Below are 13568 nucleotides of genomic sequence, written 5' to 3'. Positions count from 1 at the left end.
ATCGCCCAAAGCACACACGAAAACGGATACATCAAGCCAAGAAAAACTTTTTGGAGAAATTCAAAACAGCTTCTAAGGAAGAGAAAGTCAAAGAAAATCACAAGCTGCTTAATAGCTTTATAAGGCAGCTTCCTATACGTGGAACGTTTTTTCCTAGACTTTCCTCTATTCCTCTTCTTGGCATTTATTTTTCGATTTCGCTCTTTACAGCATTTTCTTCTGTATTTTCAGGGTCGGGCAGATAAGTGGGCTTAGCTGGTGGAATCGTAAAGTTTTTATCGATAAAAAGTTCGGCAAGTCCGGATATCTGTTTCAGACGGAGCAGTTCATCGCGGTCCATCCCGATGTTTTTCATTATCCATTGGTCGCTCATGCCAGCTTTGTCCAATTCGGATACGATGTGCGACATAAGGTCTACATCGTGTGTTCCCCGTGCGCGGTTGTGTCGGATGGTAGAACCGATACGGTTTGACAGGTCTTTATCGATTATTACTACCGGAAGCATACCTTTCTCACGTTCGTATATGCGTTTTGATTTTTTTAATACACTATATCGGTGAAAACCGTCTACCAGTATATACTCATCTTTTTCATGGTCGTAGTAACACACACAAGGCATGGTAAAGCCATCTTCCCAAATAGACAATTCGAGCAATTTCATTTCAGGCGGTGCCACTTTGTTCGGATTGTAATCGTTGGCATGTACTTTTTCTACTGGTACGGCAATGACATTGTATACCGGACTTTTATAGTTTTGGGGGATAGGTTCCTCAAGTTGTTCTTTTTTCTTTCTCATCTCCAGATATGTTTGTAATTTTCCATTATTTGGTTTTTCTTGCTGATTTCTTCCTTGTTGGGCGAGAATCCCATGTATTTGCAGGCATGGTCATTTCGTAAGATGCAAATACACATTCGTTTGTAAGTAGGGATTTCGCGGAACTCGGGAATGTCGATATCTTCCTGATATTCCATACGTACAGGATGTTTATGGGTTTTGTAGTTGCTTTTGTCCATGATTTCTATAGGTATTTTGGCATCAATCAGTTTTTGGATGACTTCATCGCTCAAACATCCTCCTTTGTTCCGCCAGAATTTAATGCTGACATCCAAGCGGCGCAGGTAGCCGTTCCTTGTTTCTTCGGGAAGGGTGGATAGGAGGAAAAACATAAATGATTTCCATGTGTATCCTTTGGGAAGTTTGATTTTGTTGCGGGCGGTAGCATGGGTAGAACCATAGATACCGGCAAAATTGACTCCGTTCACACGGCCTATCATACGTCCCCACATGTCGGGGTCGATTGCTTTATAAAGAGACAGGCTTTCGATGGCTTCTCCGATAAACGGACTGGCTACGCGCATACGTTCGATACTGACTCCTGCTTTGTAGTATAAATCATACAGATGATTGTAGTCCCAGCCGAATTTTGCATTGGCTACCCATACATCGGAGGTGCGCCAATCATAGAGTGGATAAGCGTTGTAGATGTCATTGTTAATTTTGCAAGTCCAGATATAGCGGTGGTATAATAACATTTTAGGAGTCTGGTAGATGCATCGCCAGCGGTTGAAACTCTCTTGTGTGCGGATTCCTACCAGGCAACAGGTGCGTATGGCTTTCTTTTTTTCATGAAGCCAACTGGCAAAGTAAAGTTGAAAGTCGTAATCCCACATTTCTGGCTTGAATCCTGGAAAATTGTCTGCGGTAGTGGCATCATTGGGCATGGGGCGTACCCAGATGTCTTTTTTGTCTTCTTCCCAAGGGCGCCAGTAGGATTGGTACATTGATGTGCTGGTAGCTACCCGGAATGGGACGCAGATGCGGTATACATCTAGAATGTCTTTATTTGCTTCAAAGATACGTTCTACATAGTCGATAGTCATTTTGTATTGCACTTCATAGTCCATGAAGTAAACTCCCAGCTTGCGGTTCAGCTTATGACTTCGGATATAATCGATACACATGTTCAGCAAGACCCCACTGTCTTTTCCACCCGAAAAGGATACATATACATTGTCAAATTCCTTGAAAATAATGTCAAGCCGTTCTTGTGCCAGCTGGTAGACATTTTTAGCTGTTGTCTCTTTCATTTTCTTTCCATTTTTATGTAAAGCTTCCATTCCTTGATGGTGCTGAAACCTAGTCTGATGAACAATTCTTTATGCACAGTCTGTACCAGTGCGGTCAGATGGGGTGTATCGCCTGTATAGTCGGCACATACGGTTTGTAATAAGTCGGTCAGGATTTCATCATGCCCTTCCTTTTGTGCGTAATAATTATTAATGAGGCATTCGCTCGCTTTATTTTCAATCGGAATAAAACCGATGGCTTCATTTTGTTTGTTGACGGCAATGTACCAACGGAATTTTTTCCCGGTTTTGAAAGGGTATCGGTTGTTGTATCGGAGTACATCAGGATTCATTACAAGCGGTCCGATCAATGGGTATAATTGTTTATCAGTTCCTTCTAATTGAATGATGTGTGTCATACGTGAATGTTTTGAATGTTCTGCAAATATACGAAATCATCGGTTAAAAATAAGAAGCTGTTTTGAGAAGCTGTTTTGAATTTCTCCAAAAAGTTTTTCTTGTCTTGATGTATCCGTTTTCGTGTGTGCTTTGGGCGATTTTTTGGTCCTTTCCGCTCCTGTTCTTCGTCAGATAGCCCGCTATCTTCCTCATCACAGAAGCGAAAATGCCTCAAAAACTCATCCCAAATCATCGCACGATAAATTCAAAACAGCTTCTAAAACCTGGAAGAAACTGTTTCTACGTTTGTTCAGCAGATACGAATAAATGTATGATTGAAAGGTTCAGTTTCTGCTTCTGGTTGTCTTCTTTTTACGTTCTCCATATCAAAACCGTACGTTCTCCATATCGAAAACATACGGTTTCCATATGGAGAACGTACGGTTTTGATATGGAAACTATAAAAAGATGCTATCTGGATTGATAATACAACCCAATCAGAAACTCCAATTATTTTGATGGCTTGGGGAATTGTTGTTTGAGTTCTACTACTACCACTTCGCTGGGCGTGAAGAGGCGGATGTCTTTCCGCGAGGTGCCCAGCCCGTTGGTGATGATGAGGGGGATGCCCTGGCTGTTGTGCTTCAGTCCCGTGAGGAAGCGGTTCCCGTATTTGGAGAAGTGTGCAGGACTCCACCGGCGGAACAGGCTGACTTGTCCGCCATGCGTATGTCCTGCCAAGGCAAGGTCGGTGTTCGATACGTCCGTGTCTTCCACATAATCGGGGGTATGTACCAGCATTACCACAAAGTCTTCCGCACGAAGCGCAAGGGTAGGCGATACACCGTTCCGTTTCAGGTCGAACGGATTGCGGATACCGCATATCAGGATGTATTCGTTTCCTTTCCATAAGGTATCCGTTTTATGTTCCAGCAGACGCACTCCCGTATGTGCCATGGCGCGGCGCACCAACGTGTCGCTTTTTCCCCGTTCGTGGTTGCCCATGACGGCGTATGTGCCGAAACGTGTCTTTACCTGTGCCAGTGCCGAGAACAGTTCTTCCATATCTCCTCCTTCCCGTCCGCGATAGTCTCCTCCCAATAAGAGGACATCTGCATCTGCCGCTTGCAAGGCACGGATGGCTCCATGCAGGCGCTTGGCATCAAACCGGCTTTCGTAATGGAAGTCGGAAGCAAAAGCGATGCGGAACCCGTTGAAAGAGTCGGGCACTTGCTCGCTGTAAATCTCATACCGCTTGATGCGTCCCACTCCTTTGTATTTCGAGAAGGAAGCGGTGGCGCATGAGGTGAGAGCCAGACAAGCGGTGATTATCCATATCAGTTTGTATTTGTACATATCGGTTTATTGTTTTTGCGTGTGTAAAGGTAGTAAAAGATTGGATGCCGGAGTCTTTTTATGGTTGGAATTCATTCTAATAGTCGCAATCTGCATCGCTTGGCTTGTTCGGGTGACTCTTATGGATGCAAAATTTCTATTTGCTCTTTTAACGCTGTTTCAGAAAGCCTTATCTTTCTTTCAAAATCCTCGAAGCTTGAAACGCTTGCCGGAATCTGAAACGGGTATTCAATCAGACGGGCATCGCCATCTTCACCATATCCTCGCAAGCTATATGATTTTGGTTCATTTTCATCAGGTGTTGGCTGGACAAACATACCGATACGCCCTTTCATCCGATACAGGTAGGTAATGACTTGGTTTACATCGGCAACATAATCAATCTGGCTCTTGTATTTGGCATCCAAGATGATGCTTCTTTCTTTGTCATAAAAATCAGGATAACGCAAAAAAGCGTTTCTTTTTTTATTCTCTATCAGACTATATCCCAACCAGACACCTCCGGCATTCTGCCTGTTATCAGGATGCTTGAACCCTAAAGGAGTGAGCAATGTGTTTAAATATTCTTCCCAAAGCCATGACACATCGAACAAAATGCCATAAATTTCATCCTTGTCTTGTCCGTATCTTAATCGCTCATGGCTTAGTATTTTCAAGCAAAGTTTCTGTAAAGGTACATATTGTGTATAGTAGGGGTGGACAACAGGTCTCAAATTGCTTTTGATAACCTGTAGCCTGTCTTGCCTCTGATACGTTGAGGTGGCCGAAACGATTTGGGAAACATTCTCTTGCGTATCTACGTTTGTGTGCAAAACCATTTCGCCCAACCGTTTGGTACGGATATATTCCACCGTATGGCGTATCAGTTGGGTCACATGATTGTCATAACTGAACTCCCTCGTGCGATATGCCACACGTCCGTTAAAGGGCATGTTGCACCTGATATGCCGGCTGATGTCAATCGTGCCTCTCAGGTTGCAGTCGTTGTATTCATTTCGCCGATATTCCTTATAAAGACCTTGCACCAACGCTTTATTCAGGAAATAAGGAAACAGATGTAGCAGGAAATCAAATATCTGTTCGTCTGTAGCCGTATGCTTCAGATTAAACAGATTGACGGATAAGACTTTTTTCAACATATAATGCAGGAAATAGTCATCACCGTTCTCCGTCCCGAACCGTGAACGGATGGTTATGTACATATCATTCAGACCTATGAATCCAGCTAAGTTTCCTGTTTTCACCACATAACTCTTCCCTTTGGGCGCAATGTCAAACAGGTGTTGCTTGCCTATACAGTCTTCACACTCCTGAAAGGATAAAGGAAAAACGAGCAAAGGCTTTCCTTTGTCATCCACCAAGGAAGAAACCGGAGTGTTGGCAAAAGGCAACAGCCTTTCCACATTCTCCGTCAGAAGATGTTCGCTATTGTCTTTCCACTCCATCATTCGTATATGCCTTTCGAATAATAAACCTCTTCCAACTTTTTCAGGTTATCAGCCGCATTGAATGAACCTCTCAGGTATTCGAAAAGCACGCCCCGCAAATGGTTTTCCCATAGTTGCTGATAAGCTTCCGGCAAATTATTTTCATAGTCATATAGTTCCAGTTTCTTGAAGTATGCCCCTCCAATATGATAAGCCGCGCTAAGTCCTTCAATGCCTTCGTTGGTTTCTTCGTTCCAAATGGCATTGTTCAGCCGATTCATCTTGCTTATAATTTCATTTTTCAATCCTCCAAAACTATCCAGCATACCGGTATTCTCATTTGCTTTTATTTCTTTCCATGCAAAGCGGCGGCGCATGGCGAAGTCCATACTTTCCACGCTTCGGTCAATATCGTTCATCGTTCCGATGATATAGACGTTTTCCGGAACATAAAAGCCTTCATAAAACGGATCTTTTTCATCTATCATGTTTTGATATTGGGTCTTTACCCGTCCGCTTTCGCCTCGATAGCCAGGATCGATACTAAAGAATAGTTCGCCGAATATCTTGGAGATTTCGCCTCGGTTTATTTCATCGATGATGAAAACGAAAGGCTTTGAGGCTTTTTTAGGGGAAAAAGTAATTGGTCGGGAAATATTTGATGCATTATTTGTAGATTGCATCAATGGCAGTATATCCGGATGTGAAAAATAGTGCTTTTGTATAGTGTTTGATTTCGGCTCTTCACTTTTCAGTTTCTTTGTTCTTGAAAGTAATTCTTGTAAAATCCACCCATAAAGTGTATAATCTACAGTAGATGCAGTATTAGTTACTTTCTTTGCTAAATCAAAGAAATCATCTCGTCCCCAATAGCTAATATCAAATTTGTTTTTAGCGACACAATATTCATACATTCTCTTTATATTGTCTTCTTTTTCAAATCTGTTTTCATACCATATTCTTCCATTTCGTATTTCCAGTTTAAAAGGTTTGCAATTTCTCCAATTCGTATACTGTATTTTTCTATTGCGTATGTCCTCAACAATTGATTGATATACAGTTTCAAATGAAACTGAAGTATTCGTCTCTTTTTTTAATGGATTATTTGGAGCAACAGATTGAGATGTATCATTAGGAGTAATCGGTTGAATATTCTCTTTTTCTTCTATCGCCCTTTTACAAAACTCCTTAAACACCCCGTTTTTCCGTTCAAATCCTATATTGCCTCTACTATCGGGAGGAGTCGGTCTTAACCCTTCGACAAAATCCGTATAATCATACGATGGATGAAATTGCACGAATTCCCATTCCGCTCCCATAGCTGTAGCAATCTCACGTGCCAAGTAAGTTTTCCCTGTGCCCGGCGCACCGGTCAAAATAAGATTCTTGTTTGCTTCCAATAAAGCAATGCATTCACTGTATTTATCTGTTGTTCCCATATTTGTATGATTTGCTGAAATTCTTGAATTGCTTTCTCAAAAACTCATCCTCTGATACTTTATATAATCTGTTCCTACGAAAATATTCATTAGTTTGTGTACCAATTCCATGATTTTCTGTATGCTTGGTCATATTGCTATTTTTGGGTATTGCTATTTTTGTATCCAACAAAACGGTTTGGAGCAAAAAACAACATATATTTTTAATAGTTGTCAATCATTTGTTGAAGAGCAGCTGCCTGTCGCGTTCGGCGGCAGGTTTTACCCACTCATCGGGGATGAAACGCCAGTGGTTCAAGGGATGCGGGTCGAGTGTCCCGACCTCTTCGATGCGTTTCATCAGGTAATAGCGCAGGTCTTTGTCGGTAGAAAAGACGATGCGCCGGGGGAGTTCTTCTTTGGGGATGCCTGCCCCTCGGGTCAGCAAGTCACCTCCTCCGTTGCCCCGGTACGAATTGACGGCTACGGTGTAGGTGCGGTCAAGGTCGAACGGTGTGCCGTCTGCTAAGCTCGTGATGGTGATTTTCTCGCCTTCGGGCTTGGTGACATCTACCGTGTAAAGAATGCCTGCCGCCGAATCGAAGTTGAAGCTTGGGTTCTTCAGGCGGCCGAAACCTTCGTCTTTGTCGTTGAGCAGGAGCAGGTGGTCATCGGGTGATTGCATCCGGTTGGTCCACAAGGCATACGACATTTCGAGGAAACCTTTGATTTCGCGTCCGGTAAGGCGCATCGTGTAGAGCAGGTTTTCGTACTTGTAGAGGTTGAACATGTCGCTCATGTAGATGTCGCCCGCCTTGATTTCAGCATCAAACGAGAGCGGGGCGCAGAACGAGATGTCGGCTCCTGTAATGTCGAGCTGGAGCTGGTGGAGCAGGTCGATGAATGCCGAAGAGCCGAAATAGGCGTCTTTCGTGGAGATGGTTTGCCGGATGCTTCCTATCTTGCGCGACACGAAACCGAGCGTGGCTTGGTATTGCGGGTCGAACGCCTGCATGAAGTCTTCGTCGATGGGAAGGGAGGACACATCGCTCAGCTTGCCTTCAACCGTTTTTTTCAGGATGCGGCCGTCTTGGCGCGTCACTTTCAGGGTTACGTCGGCTATGGTGCGGGCGGCATTGGCAGGATTGATGAGCAATACCGAGTCACCTTCCGCGTTGCATATCTTCTTGCACAGGCGGCGGTGGTCGTGCCCCATGAATACAATGTCGAAGCCCGGCACGTTGCGTGCCACCGCTTCCGAGCCGTTTTCTACTACGTTATCCAGCAGGTTCCCTTCCGGTCCGGCATGAAACAGCCCTACCAGTACATCGGGATGCTCTTTGGCGGCGATAATGCCTGCCCATCGGCGCGCGCATGTTTCCATATCCTCGAAGCGCAGTCCGCTCCACATCGTTTCGGGCAGCCACGAGGGGATGGCGGGTGTGATAAGCCCCAGCACGGCGATGCGCACGCCGTTGCGTTCGAACACGCGGTATGGAGGGAAGTAAGGCTCGCCCGTGCGCCGGTCGATGATGTTGGCGCCCAGCATCGGAAAGCGGCATTGCTTCGCCCAGCGGTCGTATACGGCATGTCCTGTCTCGATGTCGTGGTTCCCCATATTGCCTGCGTCGTATTTCAGGTAGTTGAGCATGGCAGCGCATACGTGGGTCGAGGCCGTGTCGATGTAGTTGTAGTAATAGGCTACGGGCTGTCCTTGCAGGATGTCTCCGTTATCGAAAAGCAGTACGTTGTCGCCGTATTGCTTGCGCTGGGCATCCACGAAGGTGGAAATCCGTGCCAGGCTGCCCTTCTGTGGGCGCCGGTTGATAAAGTCGTAGGGGAAATAAGCCCCGTGCACGTCGCTTGTCTCCAACAGTTTGATGGTAATTTCTTCGGTGTTCGATGCCTGTACGCCCAGCATGCTTCCGGCGCCGAGCAACGCCATAAGATAGTTTCGGATATGCATAAGTTTGGTTTTTATGTGATGTGACAAATTGTCGGTTAGTGCAAAGATAGTTAAAATAATGTCATTGGCATAGACTTTGTTCCTTTTCGCGTAAAAAAACAACTGACTATATGGCTTACATAGACTATTACAGCATTTTGGGAGTTGACAAAACGGCAACTCAAGACGACATCAAGAAAGCATACCGTAAGCTGGCACGCAAGTATCACCCGGACCTGAACCCGAACGACCCGAGCGCGAAGGAAAAGTTTCAGGCGATAAACGAGGCCAACGAGGTATTGAGCGACCCCGAGAAGCGAAAGAAATACGACGCTTATGGGGAGAACTGGAAGCATGCCGATGAGTTCGAAGCACAGCAGAGGGCTTATCAGGCACGTCAGGGAGATGCCGCCGGCGGAACGGAATACTGGTATTCTACCGACGGGCAGCATTTTACCGGCGGATTTGGCGGAAATGCCGGAGGCTTCTCCGATTTCTTCGAAGAACTGTTCGGGCACCGTGGAGGTGCAAGCGACCGGCGGGGAAGAGGAGCCTTCCGAGGGCAGGATATCGAAGCGGAGCTGCACCTTACGTTGCGTGAGGCGGCGGCGACGCATAAGCAGACTTTTACCGTGGGCGGAGAAACCTTGCGTATCACGGTGCCTGCAGGCGTGGCGGACGGGCAGGTCATCAAGCTGAAAGGCCATGGCGGGAAAGGTACCAACGGAGGTCCGGACGGCGACTTGTACATCACGTTCGTAGTGGGCGATGACCCTGTATTCAAGCGGAAAGACAACGACCTGTATACCGATGTCACCATCGACCTTTACACGGCTGTATTGGGCGGCGAGGTCACGGTGAACACGCTCGACGGGCAAGTGAAACTGAAGGTGCGTCCCGGCACGCAAAACGGCGCGATGGTGCGCCTGAAGGGCAAAGGCTTTCCGGTCTACAAGCAAGAAGGCAGTTTCGGCGACCTGCTGGTAACGTATCATATAACTATCCCGACTTCGCTCACGGAACATCAGAAAGACCTCTTCCGGGAGTTGCAAAAAGGAGCGTGATGCTTTTATTGAAACGCAGATTAATGCGGATTATCGCAGATTTTTTTAATTTACTATTTTCCGATTTACGAAGTACGATTTAATGCTCAAATAGTAGATGGTAAATTGTCAAATCGTAAATTAAGAAATCCGCGTTAATCCACGAAAATCTGTGCTTCAAACTCAACAACTTAAAAACTCAAAGATTATGCAAAACGATTTGATTATCATAAACGATTATTGCGAACGGTGCGACATCGAGCCGGATTTCGTACTGATGTTAGGCGAAGGCGGACTGATAGATGTAGAAATTATCGGAAATACCGGTTATTTCCCGGCTTCCCAATTGGGCGAACTGGAGCGTTACACCCATCTGTATTACGACTTGTCGATTAACATCGAAGGCATTGATGCCATCCGACACCTGCTCCGGCGGATAGAAGACCTGCAAGAGCGCGTGCGCAAGCTGGAAAATGAATTGCATTTCTATACAATAGGCAATTGACAAATCGGATACAAGTTTCCGGTTGAAAACAATTTTTTGTTTGTAAGGCTCCTTTCACCAACCTTCTGTAAGAACAGGAGTTGCCTGCTTGGAAGCATAAACGTGAATAACGTATAAGTGGGCAAGACCTTGTTCCTACAGATGGTGGAATGTAAAAGTCATCACTGTAAAACAGAAAATTAGTGAATAAATTGTCAAAAGGTCAATACGTCGCATTGGTGGGCTTGAAGCACTTCCAGGCAATGCTTCAGGTCGTTAGGCTTGATGACCACGTTCGCCCGGTCGTTTTGGGCGAAGGCATACATGTACTCGATAAAAATCTGTTCTTGTGCCAGGTATTCCAAAATGACTGCCAATGCACCTGGTTCATTGACACAACTTAAACAAACGACATCTGTGGAAATCACGGCAAAATCATGTGAGCGAAGTACTTCTACTGCTTTGTCTACATCAGACACTATTAAGCGGAGAATGCCGAAATCTGTTGTCTCCGCCATACTGAAAGCATGCATATTGATACCGTTCGTCCCCAAGATACGTACTACTTCGTTGATTCGTCCGGTTTTGTTTTCTAAGAAGACTGATAATTGTTTAATTGTCATAAGTTTTTTATTTTAAGTTGACTAAACTCTAAATATGTCCTGTAAAACTATCTGGAACAAATTTTTACACCAATACCCGTTTATCTATTACACGTTGTGATTTGCCCTGGCTGCGTTGAATGCTGTTCGGTTCCATTAATTTCACGTCAGCACTGATGGAAAGCACACTCTTCAACTTGTCTGCCAACTGTTTTCTCAAAGCTAGCATACCGCCGATATCGTCGTTAAAGTAATCACGTCGAACTTCCACCTGTACTTGTAAGGTGTCGAGATTGTTTACCCGGTCTACTACAAGCATATATCGTGGTTCGAACTCCTTCATGCTCAATATCACACTTTCCACTTGTGAAGGAAAGACATTGATACCACGGATAATCAGCATGTCATCGCTCCGCCCCATAATGGGAGTCATACGTACGCTGGTACGCCCACAAGCGCATTCGCCGGGCATCAGCGAAGTAAGGTCTTTGGTGCGGTAACGTAGTAAAGGCATCCCTTCTTTGGTAAGTGTGGTGAATACCAATTCACCTTGTTCTCCAATAGGGAGAGGCTCCAAGGTAACAGGGTCAATGATTTCAGGATAAAAATGGTCTTCGTGGATATGCGATCCATGCTGTGCCTCGCACTCGCATGACACACCCGGTCCCATAATCTCGCTCAAGCCATACAGGTTATATCCTTTCAGCCCTAGTCGTTCCTGTATTTCCTGCCGCATATGCTCTGTCCACGGTTCAGCTCCGAATGCTCCGATACGCAGGCTTAAATCATTTTTATTAATGCCCATCTTGTCTACTGTTTCTGCTAGGTAGAGAGCATACGATGGGGTACAGGCAATGCCCGTAATCTTTAAATCTCGAATAAGTCGCACGTGTTTTTCTGTGTTGCCAGTCGAAGCTGGTATTACCGTGGCACCTAGGTTTTCTACTCCGTAGTGCGCTCCTAAACCTCCTGTAAATAATCCATACCCATAACTCACAGAGAAAGTATCTTCACGTGTCACGCCATATGCCGAAAGGCAACGCGACATCACCTCCGACCATATCGCAAGGTCCTTGCGTGTGTAGCCCACGATGGTTGGATTTCCAGTTGTTCCCGATGAGGCATGTACTCGCACTACTTCCGATTTCGGTGCTGCCATCAGTCCATAAGGATAGTTGTCACGCAGGTCTTGCTTAGTGGTGAAGGGAAGCTTCACGATATCATCAATACTCCTGATGTCTTCAGGCATCAAATCCATTTCTTGCATCTTATGCCGATAGAACGGCACATTATGATAAACGTAGGCAACAAGCTTTTGCAACCGTTTGCCTTGCAGCTCACGTAACTGTTCGCGAGGCATACATTCTTTATTGGGATTCCAAATCATTTAATCTGTTAATAATTAATGGTTAATAATTTAAGGCTGAGCATGGCTCATTGCTATCAATTACAATTTTCATTGTTTATTATTCATTATGTTATGGTCCTCATGAAACGCTTTCATCCGTTCTTCCAACACCGGATAAAGTTCTTCGCACATCCGCGAGGTACAAGCACGAACACCTTGCTGCTCGCTTCCGGTAGTAGAGAGTGAAATGCTACTCACTCCATAATACATCAATTCTAAAAGAAGTTCTCCTCCAGTCATACCCGGATAACCTAATGTGAAGAAAAAACCGTCGCCCACCTGTTGGGTCACATCTCTATCGTACACAATGGTAAAACCGTTTTCCGTGAATATCTGCTTCATCCGACGGGCACGACGCTCGTATTCGCGTACATCTTCTACGAAATTGATTTCACCCGAAACCGAGCGGTTAAGCATCTCTGCCATTCCGTATTGGGTAGTAGCAGTACATCCCGAAGTAATCATATAAAGAATGGAAGCGATTAAAGTGGGACCAAATACTCCCAAGTTTTCATACCGCTCTGCCAACGCTGGATACTGACGGTCGAAAAGCTTGTCGGATATGCAAGCCAAGGCTATACGCTGACCGGCATAGCTGAATATTTTCGAGGCAGAAAGCATCAGGATGTAATTGTCGGTATAGCGTGCCACGGTAGGCACGAACGGAGCTTGGTACGGATGACCATACGGGTGGCGGAAATCCATACAGAAATAAGCCTGGTCCTCCATTACCACAACATCATAGCGGGTGGCAAGTTCGCCGATGATTTTCAATTCCTCTTCCTCCAGACATATCCATGCAGGGTTATTCGGATTAGAATAAACTATTGCCGCTATATCTCCTTTCTCTAGATAACTCTCCAGTTTGGTCCGAAGCGGATTTCCCCGAAAATCGTGGATGTCAAAATATTCCCATTTTACGCCCAGTATGCGGAGTTGCGACTTCTGGATAGGGAAACCAGGGTCGATGAAAAGCACTTTATCTTTACCTGGAATACGCTGGGTACAGGCAATGAATGCTCCAAATGATGCTGCTACCGAGCCTGTAGTAGGTATGCATGCGCGAGGAGAGATATCAATATCAATAAATGCTTTTACGAAACGGGATGCTGCTTCCTTCAGTTCGGGAACACCGGCTGCAGCAGGATATTGTGCTCCCAATCCCGCATCAAGAGCTTTCTTCTCAGCCTCAATACCTACCTTGTTTGCCGGGAGTCCGGGAGAACCTTGATCCATACGGATAAACGGAATGCCCGTCAGTTCTTCTAAACGGGATGCTACAAGCAACACATCGCCGATAGTGGCATTTTGCAAGTCGGCGACTTTCAACTCGCGTGCCACTTCTGCAACCAATTCCTTATTAAATATACTGCTCATATAATATATATAATAATTTACAATTTGAAAATATTGATTTTC

General features: G+C 45.3%; 13 protein-coding genes. 2 read left to right on the top strand and 11 right to left on the bottom strand.

Going from position 1 to position 13568, the window contains the following annotated elements; genetic code table 11:
- Positions 1-184 precede the first annotated feature (184 nt).
- From H9625_RS08825 to H9625_RS08785, 8 genes are all read right to left on the bottom strand, one after another.
- Complete coding sequence (locus H9625_RS08825) at positions 185-796, bottom strand: IbrB-like domain-containing protein (RefSeq protein WP_022039899.1); 612 nt, start codon at positions 794-796, stop codon at positions 185-187.
- Entirely contained in the window at positions 793-2088 is a 1296-nt protein-coding gene (locus H9625_RS08820; RefSeq protein WP_191763960.1) for a DUF3440 domain-containing protein, read from the bottom strand. Before H9625_RS08820 ends, H9625_RS08825 begins: the two co-directional genes overlap by 4 nt.
- Entirely contained in the window at positions 2085-2486 is a 402-nt protein-coding gene (locus H9625_RS08815) for a hypothetical protein (protein WP_022039897.1), read from the bottom strand. The genes H9625_RS08820 and H9625_RS08815 overlap by 4 nt, the downstream gene beginning before the upstream one ends.
- Complete coding sequence (locus H9625_RS08810; RefSeq protein ID WP_191763959.1) at positions 2483-2719, bottom strand: hypothetical protein; 237 nt, start codon at positions 2717-2719, stop codon at positions 2483-2485. The genes H9625_RS08815 and H9625_RS08810 overlap by 4 nt, the downstream gene beginning before the upstream one ends.
- Before the next feature lie 257 nt (positions 2720-2976).
- The gene (locus H9625_RS08805) at positions 2977-3822 is read right to left on the bottom strand and encodes a metallophosphoesterase (RefSeq protein ID WP_191763957.1); all 846 of its coding nucleotides are present in this window, start codon (positions 3820-3822) and stop codon (positions 2977-2979) included.
- A gap of 119 nt (positions 3823-3941) precedes the next feature.
- Positions 3942-5270, bottom strand: a complete 1329-nt coding sequence (locus H9625_RS08800) for a 5-methylcytosine restriction system specificity protein McrC (RefSeq protein WP_191763955.1) — start codon at positions 5268-5270, stop codon at positions 3942-3944.
- Positions 5267-6688, bottom strand: coding sequence for an McrB family protein (locus H9625_RS17690; RefSeq protein WP_225226375.1), 1422 nt, complete (start codon positions 6686-6688; stop codon positions 5267-5269). The genes H9625_RS08800 and H9625_RS17690 overlap by 4 nt, the downstream gene beginning before the upstream one ends.
- A gap of 217 nt (positions 6689-6905) precedes the next feature.
- On the bottom strand, positions 6906-8633 hold the full coding sequence (locus tag H9625_RS08785) for a bifunctional metallophosphatase/5'-nucleotidase (protein WP_191763953.1): 1728 nt from the start codon (positions 8631-8633) through the stop codon (positions 6906-6908).
- A gap of 110 nt (positions 8634-8743) precedes the next feature.
- Between H9625_RS08785 and H9625_RS08780 the strand changes: the two genes are divergently transcribed.
- Together H9625_RS08780 and H9625_RS08775 are read left to right on the top strand one after the other, a co-directional pair.
- Complete coding sequence (locus H9625_RS08780) at positions 8744-9676, top strand: DnaJ C-terminal domain-containing protein (protein WP_191763951.1); 933 nt, start codon at positions 8744-8746, stop codon at positions 9674-9676.
- Positions 9677-9863: 187 nt separating this feature from the next.
- Positions 9864-10160, top strand: a complete 297-nt coding sequence (locus tag H9625_RS08775) for a chaperone modulator CbpM (protein WP_022039893.1) — start codon at positions 9864-9866, stop codon at positions 10158-10160.
- 194 nt (positions 10161-10354) lie between these two features.
- On the opposite strand, the gene H9625_RS08770 is transcribed toward H9625_RS08775, so the two are convergent.
- The 3 genes from H9625_RS08770 to H9625_RS08760 all read right to left on the bottom strand — a co-directional run bounded on the left by H9625_RS08770 (position 10355) and on the right by H9625_RS08760 (position 13526).
- The gene (locus H9625_RS08770) at positions 10355-10762 is read right to left on the bottom strand and encodes an amino acid-binding ACT domain protein (protein WP_022039892.1); all 408 of its coding nucleotides are present in this window, start codon (positions 10760-10762) and stop codon (positions 10355-10357) included.
- Positions 10763-10826: 64 nt separating this feature from the next.
- Positions 10827-12128 carry a phenylacetate--CoA ligase family protein gene (locus tag H9625_RS08765; RefSeq protein WP_022039891.1) on the bottom strand — a complete coding sequence of 434 codons (1302 nt, stop codon included), beginning with the start codon at positions 12126-12128 and terminating at the stop codon, positions 10827-10829.
- Positions 12129-12197: 69 nt separating this feature from the next.
- Complete coding sequence (locus H9625_RS08760) at positions 12198-13526, bottom strand: aminotransferase class I/II-fold pyridoxal phosphate-dependent enzyme (protein WP_191763950.1); 1329 nt, start codon at positions 13524-13526, stop codon at positions 12198-12200.
- Positions 13527-13568 lie beyond the last annotated feature (42 nt).

This window comes from Phocaeicola intestinalis (assembly GCF_014837065.1).
Classification (GTDB): Bacteria; Bacteroidota; Bacteroidia; order Bacteroidales; family Bacteroidaceae; genus Phocaeicola; species Phocaeicola intestinalis.
This window is presented reverse-complemented; position numbering and strand designations above follow the sequence as displayed.